15 protein-coding genes are annotated in these 16445 nt (G+C 67.2%); 6 read left to right on the top strand and 9 right to left on the bottom strand.

Features of this window, described 5'->3' with window-relative positions; translation table 11 throughout:
- Nucleotides 1–89: 89 nt before the first annotated feature.
- Both A5747_RS20660 and A5747_RS20655 read left to right on the top strand, forming a co-directional pair.
- Nucleotides 90–590 (top strand): isoprenylcysteine carboxyl methyltransferase family protein, encoded by a 501-nt coding sequence (locus A5747_RS20660; RefSeq protein WP_076127744.1) that lies wholly within the window; start codon nucleotides 90–92, stop codon nucleotides 588–590.
- Nucleotides 587–1603, top strand: coding sequence for an NAD(P)/FAD-dependent oxidoreductase (locus tag A5747_RS20655; RefSeq protein ID WP_076127742.1), 1017 nt, complete (start codon nucleotides 587–589; stop codon nucleotides 1601–1603). The genes A5747_RS20660 and A5747_RS20655 overlap by 4 nt, the downstream gene beginning before the upstream one ends.
- Here the strand turns inward: A5747_RS20655 and A5747_RS20650 are convergent.
- The 9 genes from A5747_RS20650 to A5747_RS20610 all read right to left on the bottom strand — a co-directional run bounded on the left by A5747_RS20650 (nucleotide 1600) and on the right by A5747_RS20610 (nucleotide 12485).
- Nucleotides 1600–2346, bottom strand: coding sequence for a crotonase/enoyl-CoA hydratase family protein (locus A5747_RS20650; RefSeq protein WP_369805154.1), 747 nt, complete (start codon nucleotides 2344–2346; stop codon nucleotides 1600–1602). The two genes, A5747_RS20655 and A5747_RS20650, sit on opposite strands and share 4 nt — an antisense overlap.
- 47 nt (nucleotides 2347–2393) lie before the next feature.
- Nucleotides 2394–3539 (bottom strand): thiolase family protein, encoded by a 1146-nt coding sequence (locus A5747_RS20645; RefSeq protein ID WP_076127738.1) that lies wholly within the window; start codon nucleotides 3537–3539, stop codon nucleotides 2394–2396.
- 203 nt (nucleotides 3540–3742) lie between these two features.
- Nucleotides 3743–5227 carry an aldehyde dehydrogenase family protein gene (locus A5747_RS20640; protein WP_076127736.1) on the bottom strand — a complete coding sequence of 495 codons (1485 nt, stop codon included), beginning with the start codon at nucleotides 5225–5227 and terminating at the stop codon, nucleotides 3743–3745.
- Between the two features lie 91 nt (nucleotides 5228–5318).
- Complete coding sequence (locus A5747_RS20635; protein WP_076127734.1) at nucleotides 5319–6533, bottom strand: cytochrome P450; 1215 nt, start codon at nucleotides 6531–6533, stop codon at nucleotides 5319–5321.
- Nucleotides 6533–7495 carry an SDR family oxidoreductase gene (locus tag A5747_RS20630; protein ID WP_076127732.1) on the bottom strand — a complete coding sequence of 321 codons (963 nt, stop codon included), beginning with the start codon at nucleotides 7493–7495 and terminating at the stop codon, nucleotides 6533–6535. The genes A5747_RS20635 and A5747_RS20630 overlap by 1 nt, the downstream gene beginning before the upstream one ends.
- Nucleotides 7488–8630, bottom strand: a complete 1143-nt coding sequence (locus A5747_RS20625) for a spirocyclase AveC family protein (RefSeq protein ID WP_076127729.1) — start codon at nucleotides 8628–8630, stop codon at nucleotides 7488–7490. The genes A5747_RS20630 and A5747_RS20625 overlap by 8 nt, the downstream gene beginning before the upstream one ends.
- 10 nt (nucleotides 8631–8640) lie before the next feature.
- The gene (locus A5747_RS20620; protein ID WP_076127728.1) at nucleotides 8641–9753 is read right to left on the bottom strand and encodes an ABC transporter substrate-binding protein; all 1113 of its coding nucleotides are present in this window, start codon (nucleotides 9751–9753) and stop codon (nucleotides 8641–8643) included.
- Between the two features lie 109 nt (nucleotides 9754–9862).
- Nucleotides 9863–10708, bottom strand: coding sequence for a CbbQ/NirQ/NorQ/GpvN family protein (locus tag A5747_RS20615; protein ID WP_076127726.1), 846 nt, complete (start codon nucleotides 10706–10708; stop codon nucleotides 9863–9865).
- Nucleotides 10709–10772: 64 nt separating this feature from the next.
- Nucleotides 10773–12485, bottom strand: coding sequence for a nitric oxide reductase activation protein NorD (locus A5747_RS20610; RefSeq protein ID WP_076127724.1), 1713 nt, complete (start codon nucleotides 12483–12485; stop codon nucleotides 10773–10775).
- 98 nt (nucleotides 12486–12583) lie between these two features.
- On the opposite strand from A5747_RS20610, the gene A5747_RS20605 reads away from it, so the two are divergent.
- Genes A5747_RS20605 through A5747_RS20590 form a run of 4 tightly spaced genes read left to right on the top strand, consistent with a single transcriptional unit; the run spans nucleotide 12584 to nucleotide 16417 of the window.
- A complete protein-coding gene (locus A5747_RS20605) occupies nucleotides 12584–13747 on the top strand; it encodes an acyl-CoA dehydrogenase family protein (RefSeq protein ID WP_076127722.1) in 1164 nt (387 codons plus the stop codon).
- A complete protein-coding gene (locus A5747_RS20600; RefSeq protein WP_076127720.1) occupies nucleotides 13744–14844 on the top strand; it encodes an acyl-CoA dehydrogenase family protein in 1101 nt (366 codons plus the stop codon). Before A5747_RS20605 ends, A5747_RS20600 begins: the two co-directional genes overlap by 4 nt.
- A complete protein-coding gene (locus A5747_RS20595) occupies nucleotides 14841–15770 on the top strand; it encodes an SDR family NAD(P)-dependent oxidoreductase (RefSeq protein WP_076127718.1) in 930 nt (309 codons plus the stop codon). Before A5747_RS20600 ends, A5747_RS20595 begins: the two co-directional genes overlap by 4 nt.
- A complete protein-coding gene (locus A5747_RS20590; RefSeq protein WP_076127716.1) occupies nucleotides 15770–16417 on the top strand; it encodes a nitroreductase family protein in 648 nt (215 codons plus the stop codon). The genes A5747_RS20595 and A5747_RS20590 overlap by 1 nt, the downstream gene beginning before the upstream one ends.
- The last annotated feature ends 28 nt before the right edge of the window (nucleotides 16418–16445 follow it).

The following is a 16445-nucleotide window of genomic DNA, read 5'->3' as shown; positions in this document are numbered from 1 at the left end:
CATGGTTTGAACCGACGCGGCTACGGCACCGTAACCCGGTACGTGAACCCTGCTGGCGTGGCAGTGCCCGGTCACGAGATAGTGAAGACATGTATTACCTGCTGATCCTGGCGGTCGGGATCGAACGCGTGGCAGAGCTGGTGGTGTCCAAGCGGAATGCGCGGTGGTCTTTTGCCCAGGGCGCCAAGGAGTTTGGCCGTCGGCACTACTTGGTGATGGTCGTCCTGCACACGGCGCTGCTGGTGGGCTGCATCGTCGAAGCCTGGGCGCTGCACCGCCCGTTCATCGCCTGGCTCGGCTGGCCGATGCTGGCCGTGGTGGTGCTGAGCCAGGGGCTGCGCTGGTGGTGCATCGCGGCGCTGGGCCGGCGGTGGAACACCAGGGTGATCGTGTTACCGGACGCGCCGCTGGTGCGGCAGGGCCCCTACCGGTGGCTGCATCACCCGAACTATGTTGCAGTGGTGGCCGAAGGGTTTGCGCTGCCGTTGGTGCACACGGCGTGGCTGACAGCGGCCATTTTCACCCTGGCCAACGCGATGTTGCTCAGGGTGCGTGTGCACGTGGAGAACTCCGCGTTGGGCTACACATGACGAACTTTGACACCGATCTGCTCATCGTCGGCGGTGGCCCCGGAGGCCTCGCCACAGCGTTACACGCTCGCCGGCAAGGGCTTTCGGTGATCGTTGTCGAGCCGCGCGACGGCCCCATCGACAAGGCGTGCGGCGAGGGGCTGATGCCCGGCGGGCTTCGCGAGCTGATGTCGTTGGGAGTTGACCCGGCCGGCATGCCATTTCACGGCATCGCCTACGTCGGTGAACATCGTCGTGCCGAGGCGCGGTTTCGCGCCGGCCCTGGCCGCGGCGTGCGGCGCACCACGTTGCACGCGGCGCTGGCCGCACGGGCCAAAGAGCAAGATACCGAGTGGATCCGGGCAAAGGTGGCAGGCGTCGAGCAGGACGCGCACGGCGTGACGGCCGCGGGCGTGCGCGCGAAATGGTTGGTGGCCGCCGACGGATTGCATTCGGCGGTCCGGCGTGCCGTCGGAATCACGGCGAAGGCCGGCAGGCCGCGCCGTTTCGGCGTGCGCTGGCATTTTCGGGTGCCGGTGTGGTCGGAGTTCGTCGAAGTGCATTGGTCGCGCTGGGGCGAGGCGTACGTGACGCCGGTGGAACCGGATCTGGTCGGCGTGGCGATCCTGTCCAGCGGACAACCTGACCTCGCCTGGTTCCCGCGGCTGGCCGAGCACCTGGCGGGCGCCGACCGTGGGGCGGCCCGCGGCTGCGGCCCGCTGCGCCAGGTGGTTCCGCGCCGGGTTGCCGGCCGGGTGCTGTTGGTGGGCGACGCGGCGGGTTACGAGGACGCGCTGACCGGCGAGGGCATCAGCCTGGCGGTCAAGCAAGCGGCCGCGGTGGTCGGGGCAATAATTCGTGACGACCCCGCGTCATACGAAGCCGCCTGGCACCGGATTACCCGCGACTACCGCCTGCTCACCCGGGCACTGGTGCTGGCCAGCACCCCACGGGTGGTGCGCCGTGCCATCGTGCCGGCGGGCGCCTTGTTGCCCGGCGCGTTCCGCGCCGGCGTAAACGTCCTGGCGGGCTAGCGCGCCTTCCAGACCGGATCCCGCTTTTCGGCGAACGCCAGCGGTCCCTCCTTGGCGTCCTCGGATCTGATCAGAACACGCATCTCGCGCATGGTGCGCTCCCAGCCCACTTCGTCGGCGGTGATCACGCCGTCGTCGACGCCGCAGGCGATGCGCTTGCTGGCCTGCACCGACAGCGGCGCATTGACGGTCACCCGCGCCGCCAGCGCCAAGGCCGCATCCAGCACCGAGCCCTCCTTGACCACCTGGTTGACCAGGCCCCACTCCCAGGCGTCGGACGCCGTCAGCGGCTCACCGGTCAAGAGCAGCTCCATCGCCACCTTGCGGGGCAGCTGGTTCACGATCCGGAAGACACCGCCGGCCGCGGCGATCAGTCCGCGTTTGACCTCGGGCAGCCCGAATTGAGCGTGCTCGTGGGCCACCACCAGGTCGCTGGCCAGCGCCAGCTCGGTGCCGCCCCCGAATGCCGTGCCGTTGACCGCGGCGATGGTGGGCTTGTCGATGAAGTGGTGCACGTAACCGGCGAAGCCCCATTCACCATGGTCGGGGTGGTAGAGGTTTTCCCGGCGCGAGATCGCCTTGAGGTCGGCTCCGGCGCAGAACGACTTGTCACCGGCGCCGGTGATCACCACCGCGCGCACGTCGGGGTCGTGCTGTGCTTCCTCCAGCGCGTCACCGACTCCGATGCTCACCGCACTGTTCACGGCGTTGCGCGCCTCGGGGCGGTTGATCGTGATGACCATGACGTTGCCGGTCCGGTCGACCAGCACCGCCGGCTGCGCGGCTTCGGTCACAGGAGTTCCACGATGGTGGCGTTGGCCTGACCCCCGCCCTCACACATGGTCTGCAGGCCGTAACGAATTCCCTTGTCCCGCATGTGGTAGAGCAGCGTGGTCATCAGCCGCGCGCCCGAACCGCCGAGCGGGTGGCCGAGCGCGATCGCGCCGCCGTTGGGGTTGAGTTTCTTCTCGTCGGCACCGATGTCCTTCAGCCACGCGAGCGGTACGGGGGCGAATGCCTCGTTGACCTCGTACGCCCCGATGTCGTCGATGCTCAGCCCGGATTTCTTCAGCACCTTCTGCGTCGCCGGGATCGGCGCGGTCAGCATAATCACCGGGTCGGCTCCGGCCAGCGTCGCCGTGTGCACCTTGGCGAGCGGCTTCAGCCCAAGCGACTTGGCCTTCTCGGCAGACATGAACAGGATGGCGGCCGAGCCGTCAGAGATCTGCGAGGAGTTGCCCGCGTGGATCACGCCGTCCTCCTTGAACGCCGGCTTCAGCGACGCCATCTTCTCCATCGGCGTACCGCGGCGGATGCCTTCGTCCTTGAGGACGACGTTGCCGTCCTGGTCCTTGATGCCCACAATCTGGTCGTCGAAAGCACCGGAATCCTGTGCCGCCGCGGCCTTTTCGTGCGATCCCAGGGAGAACTCGTCGAGCGCGAGCCGGTCGAGGCCCCACTGCTCGGCGATCATCTCCGCGCCCAGGCCCTGGTTGGGTGTCCGGTCATAGCGGTCCTTGAAAGCCTTGGGGTACGGGTTGCCGCCGCCCGCCAACGACGATCCCATCGGGGTCCGTGACATCGACTCCACGCCGCCGGCGACGACGACGTCATAGTGCCCGGCCACGACCCCGGCGGCGGCGAAATGTATGGACTGCTGGCTGGACCCGCACTGGCGGTCGACGGTCACGCCCGGCACGGTCTCCGGCCAGCCGGCCGCGAGCAGCGCGGTGCGGCCGATGTCGAGGGCCTGTTCGCCGGCCTGCATGACGCAGCCCCAGATGACGTCGTCGACGATCCCGGGGTCGATGCCGGCCTTGTCCGCCAACCCGTTGAGGACCTGCGCGGACAGGTCGGCGGGGTGCACCCCGGACAGCCCGCCGTTGCGTTTCCCGATCGGTGAGCGCACTGCCTCGACGATGACGGCTTCAGCCATGATGGTGTCTCCTTTGACAGACAAACTAACGAAGTGCTGTTGGGTCGATTGTCAACCATGCGTTGGGCGGTCGCAGAGCGGGGTGGTCCATTCGCGACCGGTGGTCACTAGGCCACCGCGCCGAGATTGCCGCCATGGCTGCGATCGACCCCAAAATCACAGCCCTGACGGCAATTTCGGCGCTTCAGCTCGACGCCGGCGACTCAGCCGGCCGGATACCCCACGGACTTGATTTCGGTGTACTGGTCGAATCCGGCAACGCCATTCTGGCGGCCCACCCCGCTGTGCTTGTAACCGCCGAACGGCGTGTCGGCACCGTACGGAGCCCCGCCATTGACGCCGATAAAGCCGGCCTTGATCCGGCGAGCCACCGCCAGCGAATGCTCCAACGAGCCCGACATCACGTTGCCGGCCAATCCGTACACGCTGTCGTTGGCGATCCGGATCGCGTCCTCCTCGTCGTCGAACGGGATCACCGACAGCACCGGCCCGAAGATCTCCTCTTGGGCGATCGTCATGGAGTTGTCGACGTCGGTGAAAAGCGTTGGGCGGATGAAGTATCCCTTGTCGAAACCAGTCTCCGCGCCGGGCCCACCGACCAGTGCGGTGGCGCCCTCTTCGACGCCCTTTTTGATGTAGTCCGTCACCCGCTCGAACTGTCGCTGCGAAATCACCGGACCGCACAGGGTTCCGGGGTCCTGCGGATCGCCGCACGTGACGTTCTCGTAGATGCCCTTGAGGATTGCCACACCCTCGTCGTAGCGAGACCGCGGCAACAGCATCCGGGTCGGGTTGGCGCAACCCTGGCCCGCGTGCATGCACGGGGCGATGCCGATCGCACACGCCAACCCGAAGTCGGCGTCCTCCAAGACGATGGTGGCCGACTTGCCGCCGAGCTCGAGGAACAGCCGCTTCATGGTGGCCGCACCTTTTTCCATGATCCGCTTGCCGACCACCGTCGAGCCGGTGAACGAGATCAGGTCAACCTTGGGCGAGAGCGTAAGCTCCTCGCCCACAAAGTGATCCGACGCGGTGACGACGTTGACGACGCCGGCCGGGATGTCGGTCTTTTCGGCGATCAGCCGACCTAGCCGGGTCGCGTTGAACGGGGTGTTGGGCGCCGGTTTGAGCACCACGGTGTTGCCGGTTCCCAGCGCCTGGCCGAGCTTGTTGAGGGTGACTTCGAACGGGAAGTTCCACGGCACGATCGCGCCGACCACGCCCACCGGCTCCCGCCAGACCTTGACGGAGGTGTTGGCGCCGGTCAGGCTGATCACCCGGTCGCCGAGGTCGGTTTCCCACGCGTACTCGTCGATCAGTCGCGCCGGGTACTTCAGTCCGTCGGCCAGCGGGGCGTCCAGCTGGGGGCCAAAAGTGATGGCCCGTGGGGAACCAACTTCGAGGATGAGTTCCTCGCGCAGCTCCTCCTTCTCGGATTCGATCGCGTCGTGCAGCTGCAACAGGCAGCGCTTGCGAAGCTCACGGTTAGTCGACCAGTCGGTCTCGTCGAAGGCGCGCCGGGCGGCGTCGATGGCCCGGTGCATGTCCTCTTTCGACGCGTCAGCGACCTCGCCGAGCGATTCCTCGGTCGCCGGGTTGATGTTGGTGAAGGTGCCTGCCTGGCCCTCGACGAGCTTGCCATCGATCATCATTTTGGGCTCGAAGCGAACCTTTACAGCCTCGGTCATATCTGTCACTCTCTTCTGGGTCCGTTGAGGGGCTACGGAGAGCCTTACTGGAAACTAGCCGATTGACAAGGTGCAACCGCTGCCGGGCTGGTTACTGGGGGTCGAAGAGCACCGGAACCGACGTCGGCGACCGGAAAACTTGCCCCCGAATGTGCGGGTCATCCCCGTCCGGGTCCAGCCGCAGATTCGGTAGCCGATCCAGCAGCAGGTTGATGGCGGTACGCATCTCCAGCCGCGCCAGGTGCATGCCCAGGCAGACGTGCACGCCATGACCCCAGCCAAGGTGCCCCCGCGCCTGTCGGTAAATGTCGAACGTGTCGGGATTGGGGTAGCGGTCTTCCTGCCGGTTGGCCGATCCCAGCATCGGCATCACCGTCGAACCCTCCGGTATGGGCACCCCGCCGAGCTCGGTGTCGCGGGTGGCGACCCGGGTGATGGTCAGTAGGGGCGGTTCCCACCGCACACCTTCTTCGATGGCCTGGGGCAGCAGCGATCGGTCCGCGCGGATGGCGTCCAGCTGCGCGGGGTCGGACAGCAGCGCCAGGAGCAGGCTGCCCAGCGCGCGATACGTGGTCTCCACGCCGGCGGGCAGCAGCAGCCGCAAGAACGAGAAGATCTCCTCGTCGTCGAGCTTCTCGCCGTCGATCTCCGCCTGGGCCAGCGCGCTGATCAAATCGTCTTTCGGTTCGGCGCGGCGGGCCTCGAGGATCGGTGCGAAGTAGTCACATAGCGCGGCCGACGCCGCGAGCCCGCGTTCCGGGTTGAGGATCCAGCTGAGCAGGGAGATGGACCAGCGTTGGAACTGCGGGTAGTCCTCCTCCGGCAGGCCCAGCAGCCCGGCGATGATCTGACTGGGATAGTCGAAGGTGAATTCCTTGACCAGGTCGGCCTTGCCGTTCGCCGCGAACTTGTCGATCAGACTGTTGGCGACGCGTCCGACAAGCTCGTCTTCCCAGCGGGCTAAGGCCTTCTGCGAGAAGGCCTTTGACACCAGCGACCGCAGCCGGCCGTGCACCGGCTCGTCCATGCCGAGCATCACGCCTTCGCCCAGCACCGGCCCGAACGCCGCGATGACGGCAGCCGACGAGAACGTCTCGTTGTCGCGCAGCATCTGCTGGGCTTCCTCGTGGCGGTAGACGATGAACACCGGCTTGGACTCCTCGTGCGGCATCCCCGAGGTGTCCAGGCGCTGGACCGGCTCCTCGCGGCGCAGTCGGGCCAGTTCCGTGTACGGGTCGCGGACGTCGCCGGAGACCGCGTCGTCGAAGGCGCCGAAGTCTTCCAAGTCGTCGAAAAGCTGTTCCATTACTGCTCCTTTGATCCCAAGCGCCGCAACGCCGACGCCGGTAGAACTCGAGCGGCGAGCGCCATCAGCCGTTGGCCGACGGTCAGCGGCCACGTCCCGCCGCGCATCGAACCCTGTCTGGGTATGCCCAGCACGATCCGGGACATGTGATGCATGCCCGACGCCGGGAGGATCCTGTTGAGCGCCAACAACATCGAGGCGTCCGGTCCCACCCCGCGACGGCGGAACGGCGCGCGGTCAGCGAGCGCCTTGACCAAGCCGTCGGTGAACCGCTCGGGTGGCCTGGCGAAACGGATCGCGAACCGGCCGCGGGTGTTCATGGTGGTGTGCAGTCGGGCGTAGGGGCCGTCGAAATTGCGATCGTCGGTGGTGCCCGCGTCGGTGATGATGTCGGTGTCGTACACCCCGGTCACCAAAACCGTGACACCGAGACCGAAGGGCGCGATCTCGCACGCCATCGACTCACCCCACCGCTCCAGCGCCCCCTTCGCCGCGGAATACGGCGCGGTGCCGGGCTGACCGCGCACCCCCGACGCGCTGGATATCAGCACGATGCGTCCCTCGCCGGCCGCGCGCATCGCCGGCAGCAGCGCCTGAGTGAGCGCGACGGGGCCCAGGACGCTGGTGGCGAACATCTTCTGCCACAAGTCCATATCGGTCTCTTCCACCATTCCGGCGGCCGAGATCCCGGCGTTGTGCACCAGCGCGTAGGGTGCGCCGACGGCTTCCTCGATTGTCTTGGCAGCGGCCGAGATTGACGCGGCATCGGTAAGGTCGAGCTGCACGCCGATCAGACGGTCATCGTCGCCCGCTCCGGTCGCCTCGCGCAGCGCCGCGATCCCTTTCTCAGGTGTGCGCATCGCCGCGATCACCCGCCACCCGTCGCGGTGGAGGCGCACCGCCGACGCGAAGCCCAGGCCACGGGAAGCGCCGGTGATGACGACGCTACGAGGATCAGCCATTCTTGCTCGGGGTGGCACAAGCGCCCTGACCGGGCGGTGGCGGCTGCACATCGGGTCGGCCGTTGGGCTGCCCGCTCATCCACGTCGACCAAATGCCGACCGAGTAGGGGCCTTGCGCACCGGCCTTCTCGTAAAACCCTTGCGGGTCATACACTTTGGCTTCCGGATAGGGCCACGGGCAGGCGACCGAGGTCGCCGCCTTGGTGGCCTTGATGACGGCGAACCACGCGCCGTAGGCGAAGTAAGACACGTTGATGATGGCGAACATCACCAGGAAGGTGCCCAGCACCGGACGGCTCGGGAAGATCTTGGCCTTGGCGGCCAGCTTCTCCGCCACCGATTTGCCCGTGTCGTCGCGATAGCACAGGATCGCCGCGGGCACCATCACGAACGTCACCGAGAAGGACTCCCAGATCAGCGGGAACTGGAACGTCGTGCCGGTGAATACCGAGCCCCACGGGATCACCTGCGAGTAGATGTACATCCCCATGTGGACGAGCTGGATCTCCAGCCACGCGTCGAAGACGAAGCCGATCGCACACGTCAGCACGCCCAGGCTGACCAGCGGGTGCCGCGACACGAACGCCTGCGGCCCGTACCTGGCCTGCAGTTTGCGCAGGATCCAGATCGCCGGGAAGTAGGGCCCGAAATAGAAAGTGACGTAACCGAATACGACGAACGGCTCGACCGTCGGCGAAAGCGACACCAGCGGCCACGACTCCGGCCAGTGGATGAGGTCGGGGTTGTACACCGCGAACGGGGCCCAGTTCATGATCGGGTCCTGCCACACGATCAGCGTGGTGCACAGGAACATCAGCATCACCGGGCTGCCGGGATTGCGCCGCCAGCCCCTGATGAACACCACGAGCAGCACCAGCAGCATGATGACGGTGGAAATGTGCAGGAACGTGATGTAGTCCAGGCCGAAGATGAATCTGACCGGGCGGGGCCGGCCCTGCACGTTCGGATTGGCGACGCGCGGGTCCAGTGCGACGCGCATGTTCGCGATGAAGAAGAGCGCAAACGCCGCCAGGGCGGCGCCGGCGATCCATCCACCCCAACCGCGCTTTTCGGTTCGCTGCTGGGGTGCCGACTTCTCTTCCGCGGCAAGCGGTGCGGATTGCTCAGTGCTCATTTCCTCAGCCTCACTCTCCGAAGCGATCGACCAAGTGCGAGTTGGTGCCGTCGGCGTCGAGGGTGCGCGCCACCAGATAGCCGGCACCCATCCACGCCCGCCGCGTCCATTTGCCGAAGGAGACCCGGGTGCCGGGCGCACCGGAGGCGGCGGGCATCATCTTCACCCGCTCCAGCGCCTCTTTGACGCCGCGCGGGCTGAGCGGGTGCGCATCCGTGAATGCCCGCACCAGGGTGGCGGCGACGTCGCTGTTGACCACCGGCACGCAGTATTCGGGACGGCTGCCCTCGTACCTGGCGGCGTAGCGATCCAGGAAGTCCTGGCCGACTCGATTCGTCTCGTCGTACTGATCGACCCCGATCCAACCCATGAACGCGTTCCACATGATCGGGTTCACCCACGCGTTCTGGAAGGCCGTGGTGGTGAAACGCGGCGGGTCCCAATCGACGGCCTCGAGCGCCGGGTTGATGAACACGATGCCGAAGCCGAAACCCAGATGCACGATCGCTTCGGCCTTGGCGTCGTGCAGGGTGCGCACGGCCTCGTTGATGTCCTGAGCCGTCTGCGCGATCGCCGCCTCCGCGACGATGCGAATGCCCTTGCGCCGGCAGGCGCTTCGCAGATTCCTCAGATAGCTCTCGCCGATCAGGTTCTGCTCGACGAGAACCCCGATCTCGGCGAGCCCGCGTTTGGCGACGAGGTCCGCGATGAAGATCGGCTCGTCGGTCAACGAGCCCTGCGGGAAGGAGAAGGTCCATTCGCCTAGCCAGTCGTCGGTGCCGGTGACGCTGATGGCGGGCACCTTGAACCGCTCTTCGATCGCCTCGCGGGCGGGCACGCAGTTGTCGGTGATGTGCGGCCCGAACACCACGAGGCAGCCTTCGTCGACGAGCTCGCCGAAGGCATCGATCACCGCCTTCACCGACCCCTTCGGCAGCCCCTCCACTTCGCGGTAGATCATTTGCACCGGGCGATCGATCAGGCCCTGCTCGTGCGCTTCGTCGAAGACGAGGTCAAAGCATTGGGTGAAGGACGCCTTCAGTTCTTCGGGAAAGCCCGGCGGCAGCCTGAAGTCCATCAGGTAGCCGACCTTGATCGGCTCAGCGCTGCTTTCGTAGGACATCTGACCTCCCGGATGGCGAGCTCACGCGCCGGACCGCGCAAACCTAATATTTGTTCAGACCCTAGCGGGGGCGGTTTGGACCGTCAATCATCGGGCCCAGCTCACCCCGTCAGACCCCATCGGATCCGCCCAGATAGATCTCGACCATCTCGCCCAACCCCTTGCCCACGGCCACGTCGTCGGTCAGCGGCCCCGCGATCGCCGCCCGGGCCGCCTCTCGCATGGTCAGGCCCTCCGCGACCAGCCGGCCCGCCGCGATCAGCACGCGCGTCGAGGCGACCTCCCGCAACCCGCCGGTTTCCAGCCGGCGGATCGCGTGCCCGAAGCGCACCAGCTCGGCCGCGGTCGCCTCGTCCACACCCGCTTCGTGCGCAACGATGGCTTGTTCGACATCGGCTGCGGGGAAACCGAATTCGATGGCGACCATCCGCTGACGCGTGGAATCCTTGAGGTCCTTGAGCACGCTTTGATAGCCGGGGTTGTAGGACACCACGAGGCCGAAGCCGGGTGCCGCGTCCAGCGTGACACCGAGCCGCTCGATCGGCAGCTGCCGGCGGTGGTCTGCGAGTGGATGCAGCACCACGGTGGTGTCCTGACGGGCCTCCACGACTTCGTCCAGATAGCAGATCGCGCCCTCGCGCACCGCCCGGGTGAGCGGACCGTCCACCCACACCGTCTCGTCGCCCTGCAGCAGGTACCGACCGACCAGGTCCGCGGTGGTGAGGTCGTCATGGCAGGCGACGGTGATCAGCGGCCGGCCGAGGTCGAAGGCCATCGCCTCGACGAAGCGAGTCTTTCCGCACCCCGTCGGGCCCTTCAAGACGAGGGACAAACCCTGGCGGTATGCCGCCTTGAAGATGGCCTCTTCGCTGCCGATCGCCTTGTAGTAGGGACGTACCGTCTCCGCTTCGGGGGTCACGCCGTTCCGGTAAACGACTCCGGACTCGTCGGCCATAGTGTCCCCTCTGTCAGCCGCAGCACCGCGGTGTTTTCGAGCCTATCCGGAACAGATGTTTGTTTCAAGCCCGCTGAACAGCGGGTTTGGGCACCCCCCGACGAACTTCCGCCGATCGCAGCGCGGACCGGAACAGCGGTCCGATCACGCCGGCGAGCTGATCGGGCCGCGCGATCGTCGCGTGCGCGGTGCTGCCAAACACCCGGCGCAGCGAACCCACATCGGTTCCCGCTCCGATCGTCAGGCACACGCAGCCGGTGCCGCGGCGGCGCGCCTCGATCAGGGCGCGGCGTGCATCCGCGGCCCCGTAAGTCCGCTCGTAACCGTGGTCGTACGCAAGCCCGTCGGACAGCACCACCAATAGCCGTCGTGACGTGCCTCCGCGCGCCTCGAGCACCGCCGAGCCGTGGCGGATGGCCGCACCGAGGCGGGAGTATGCGCCGGGTTCGAGGCTGTTCAGCCGCTTCATGACCCGGGAGTCGAGATGGTCGTCAAACCGTTTGACGGGCACCACGTTCACCGCGCGCCGGCCCTGCGAGTAATAGGCGTAGAGCGCGACCCGGTCACCCAAATCGTGCAGTGCCACAGCGAGATTGGCGACCGCCGCGCGCTGTTGTTCGTGCACCGTCCGTCCGACCGTTCCGGGCTCCGCCGCCGACCCCGACACATCGAGCAGGAGCAGCACCGACAGGTCGCGCCGGCGCCGCAGGCTGTCGAGATATACGGCCTCGTCGGGCACCGACCCCGCCAGCACCTCCACGCGGGCTTCGACTGCCGCGTCGATATCGATGTCGTCGCCCTGGGGCTGGCGGTGGCGGCGGTGCAGGCCCATCCCGAGTCGCGACAGCGGGCGCCGCACACCGATGGCGGTGTCGATCGCGTGCGTCGCCGATGCCTTGATCTGGGGCTCGATTTCGTGCACGGTGCACCACGCGGGCCGGTAGCTCTTGCGCGTGACGTCCCATTCCGGATAGGTCACGCCGTCGGCGCCGCCGTGGGTTTCGTCGTCGTCGACCCCCTCGCTCGCGGTTGACGCCAGCGAGGAGACGGCGTGCAGACCGCGGTTGGCGGAGTTCGTACGATGCGTCGGGGTGTCCGCGCCGGGCGGACCACCGCCGCTACCGGTCTTGCGCGCCGACGACAGCATCCTTTTCAGCCACTTGCCGATGAAGCCACCGCCGCCCACCGGGCTGGTGAACATGTCGGGATCGTCGGAATCATCGATCGCGCCTTCGTCCAACTCGTCGAGTTGCTTCGCGCCGCCACCGTGCGGGACATGACCGGCGTTGCGCCGGTCCTCGGGCTTGGCCGAGCCTGCGGCCAGCACTTTGGCCGCACGGATGACGCCGAATTCCGGCGGCGCGTCGTCGATCGCCTCCCGCCCCTCGGCGATTCGCAGGGAGTCGGCGGCCGACTTCGTGCGACTCGCGACGTCACGGTTGCCCATCGATGCCAGCGCGCCCGGCAGCAGATAGCTATTGCCGACCAATGCGCGATGCCCCTCGATCGCCAGATACCGGCTGGCGAGCCGCGGGCGGCGGACCAGGGAACGCACGACGTCGGGGTCCAGGCTGCCGGCCGCGAGCATCGAAGCCTCGACGGCAACCGCTTCGAGTTTCGCGCGGGCCGGCGCGGAAGGATCCAGGTAAATCGTCTGGCCGTCGGTCCATGGCGGCTCACCCGGTCGCAGTTCGGCAACCGCCACCGCCCTGCCCGCAAGGGCGGAGGCCAGCAGGCCGAAAACCTGCGGCTGGTCCCCAGGAGCGTCGCTTGGCACGCTCCACCTCCGAACCTTGGACCGCGTTGACCAAATATCTGTTCCAACGTAAAGTCCGGGGCTTGGCCCAGTCAATCGCGCGAGGTAAACAAGAGAACGTGGATTTCTCCTACCCGGCGGAGGTCGAACAGTTCCGCGCCGAGCTGCGCGACTGGCTGTCCGCGAATCTGACCGACGAGCTAATCGCCGCCCGTCGTCCCTCCGGCCGCGACGACACCACCTTCGCGATGCTTCGTGCCTGGAACCGCGCGATGGCCGACGCGGGCTGGGCGGCCGTGTCCTGGCCGCGCGAGTACGGTGGCCGCGGAGCGACGATTCTGGAGCAGCTGGTCTACACCGAGGAAACGACGCGCGCTCGGGCACCGTTGCCGCTCAACGTCATTGGCATGAACAACATCGCGCCGGCGATCATGCAATACGGCACCGAGACGCAGAAGACGACGCTGCTCCCCCGCATGATGCGCGCGGACGACATCTGGTGCCAGGGGATGTCCGAGCCGGAAGCGGGATCCGACCTGGCCGCGCTGCGCACCCGCGCGGTGCGCGATGGGGACGACTTCGTCGTCAACGGGCAGAAGATCTGGACCTCGCTGGGGCATCGCGCCGACTGGTGCCAGCTCTATGTGCGTACTGATCCGGAGGCCCCGAAACACAAAGGGATCTCGTGCCTGATTGTCGACATGACGCTGCCCGGCATCGAGGTCCGCCCGCTCGTCACGCTCAACGGCGACACCGATTTCGCCGAGATCTTCTTCCACGACGCGCGAGTTCCGGCGGACGCCCTGCTGGGCCCGCTGAACGGCGGCTGGCAGGTGGCCACCACCACGCTCAGCCACGAGCGCGCCGGGGCCGCACGGCTCTACGCCGAGATGCAGGTGCGCCTGGAGGAATTGGTGGCCGACTTCGCCGCCGCCGATGACCCGCACGGCATCCTGCAGGACCCGGTGACACTGCGTCGCCTCGGCGAAATCGGGGTGCGCATCAAATATCTCGAATTGCTTTGCCAGCGCTCGATTTCGGCGACGCTGCACGGCGGCTCAGACAAGACCGCCATGGGTTCGGCCAGCCTCGCCAAGAGCGTCTGGGGTGAGATCGGACAGGACATGGCCGCCCTGGCCTTCGACGTGCTGGGCACCGGCGGCGAGCAGCACCGGTGGGCCGACTACCGCCTGACGTCGCGCTCGCTGACCATCGCCGGCGGCACGACCCAGATCAACAAGAACATCACCGCCCAACGCGTGCTCGGATTGCCGCGCCAATGAACCTCGAATTGACCGACGAGCAAGTCGCGCTGCGCGACACGGCGCGACACTTCCTCACCGAGAAAGCCCCGATTTCCGGACACGTCCGCGCCCTGCTCGACGACCCGACCGGTACCACCGGCGCCGTCTGGCGCGGCCTCGCCGACCTCGGGACGACCGGGCTGTTGGTGCCGCCCGAGTACGGGGGCGCCGGCATGACGATGGTCGAGGCGGGCATCGTGGCCGAAGAGCTCGGCGCCGCCCTGCACCCGGGGCCGTGGCTGTCGAGCGCGGTTGCCGCGCCGCGCGCGCTGGCCAGGCTCGGCGTTGGGGCCGAAGCGGCCGACCTTTTGACCGGGATCGCCGACGGAACCACGATCGTCGCCGTCGGACCGCTCGATCGCAATGACGCTGCGGTCAGCGCCGCCGGGCGCGACCGCGACGTCGTGCTGCGGGGCGAGGTCACCATGTCCGACGCCGCCGCGGCGCACGTTCTGCTCGTGCTCGCCGAGAACGAGGACGGGACCGGGCTTTTCGCGGTGAAGACCGACTCCGCGGGCATTTTGGTGGCCGCACAACGGGGTATCGACCAGACCCGCAAGCACTTTCGAGTCACTCTCGATGGCGTGCCCGCGCACCGGCTGGCCACGTCGTCCCCGGATGCCGTTGCGGCCGTGGTCGACGACGTGCTCATCGCCACCGCCGCCGACGCGCTCGGCGCCGCGCGGGCCATCATGGACCTAGCCATCGAATATGCCAAGGTGCGAAAGCAATTCGGTCAGGTCATCGGCTCATTCCAGGCCATCCAGCATCTGTGCGTCGACATGTACGAAACGGTCGAGCTGGCCCGCAGCGGGGTGATCCACGCGCTGTGGGCCGCCGACCACGCCGACGCGCAGCAGCGCCATCTGGCCGCGTTGCGGGCGAAGGCATTCGCAGGACGATTGGCCACCGTGGGCGATACCGCGATCCAGGTGTTCGGCGGCATCGGCTACACCTGGGAACACGACGCCCACCTCTACCTCAAACGGCTGCTGAGCTGGAGCGCATTTCTCGGTGGGCCCGACGGCTATCTCACGGCACTCGGCGCGCGTCTTGCGAAAGGTGCTGTGTCATGATCGATTTCACCGACCAGGTCGCGATCGTGACGGGAGCGGGGCGGGGACTCGGCCGGCTATATGCGCTGGAGCTGGCGCGGCGCGGCGCCTCGGTGATCGTCAACGACCTCGGCGGCACGATGCACGGCGACGGCTCTGACGCCAGCGTCGCGGACCAGGTCGTCGCCGAGATCGTAGCCGAGGGCGGCGTGGCCGTGGCCTCCCACGACTCGGTCGCAAGCCCGGAGGGTGGCGAGGAGATCGTCGAGTTGGCGCTCGCGCGCTTCGGCCGGCTCGACGCCGTGGTCAGTAATGCCGGAATTTTCAACAGCATTCCGTTCGACGAGCTGTCCGCGGACGACTGGCGCAAGATGCTCGGCGTGCATCTCGACGGGGGGTTTTATCTGAGCCAGCCCGCGTACCGGGTGATGAAGAGGCAGCGCTATGGCCGGTTCGTGTTCATCTCCTCCTCGGGAGGCATGTTCGGCCAGCCGTTGGAAGCCCACTATGCGGCGGCCAAGGCCGGGCTCGTCGGGTTGTCGAACGTGATCGCGATCGAGGGCGCCGAGCACGGCATCCTCTCCAATACCGTGCTCCCGTTCGGCTTTTCGCGCATGGTGACCGAAACCGTGGGCGACCCGAAAGCCCTTGAGGAGATCGGCTTCCTGGGGGTGATCAAGCCCGAGCTGGTCGTACCGATGGTTGTTTTCCTGGCGAGCCGGGCCTGCGAATTCAGCCACCAGAACTACTCGGCCTGCGCTGGTCGTTTCGCCCGTGTATTCGTCGGCCTCGGCCAGGGCTGGTTCGCGGAGAAAGACAGCAACCCGACCGCCGACGACATCGAAGCTCACCTTTCGGAGGTGTCGGCGACCGAACCGTTCACCGTGCCCGGCTCGATCTTCGAGGAAGTCTTCGCCGTCGCGGCCCAGCTCGGCGTGGGCACGTGATGGACATCGAGTACCTCCTTACCGCGACCCGTTCCGCGCGCAAGTCGCTCGACCTGGATGCGCCGGTCGACATCGACGACATTCGAGAGGCCCTGCGCATCGGGTTGCAGGCCGCCAACGGCTCGAATCAGCAGGCGTGGCGGTGGCTGGTGGTGACCGATCCCGCGTTGCGGGACAAGATCGCCGAGCTGTACCGCGAGGCGTATCTGCTCAGGGTCGGCGGCAACCTGCTCGCCGACATGCTGCCGGCCGGAACGCCCGAGGGCCGGCTCATGTCGTCGACGGAGTGGTTGGTCGAGAACATGGCGCGGGTGCCGTTGCTGGTGATCCCCTGCTATCAGCCATACCTGCCGCGCATCGACAGCGACGAGTCGTTTCACCAGGCCACGCTGTACGGATCGATCTTCCCGGCGGTGTGGAACTTTCAGTTGGCGTTGCACACCCGCGGCTACGGGACGTGCGTCACGACCCTGCACCTGCACCGTGAAGACGAGGTCCGGCGGCTGCTCGGGATTCCGCAGACGTACGTCCAGGGCTGCCTGCTGCCGGTGGGCCGCCTGAAGGCCGGACATGCGTTTCGGCCGGCCCGACGGCGGCCCGTCGAGGAGGTGGTCGCGCGCGACCGCTGGGACGGCCCCGGCCTTTAGAATGGGTCCGTCACCGCTGTATGCAGCG

Source organism: Mycobacterium sp. IS-836 (assembly GCF_001954275.1).
Taxonomy (GTDB): domain Bacteria; phylum Actinomycetota; class Actinomycetes; order Mycobacteriales; family Mycobacteriaceae; genus Mycobacterium.
This window is presented reverse-complemented; position numbering and strand designations above follow the sequence as displayed.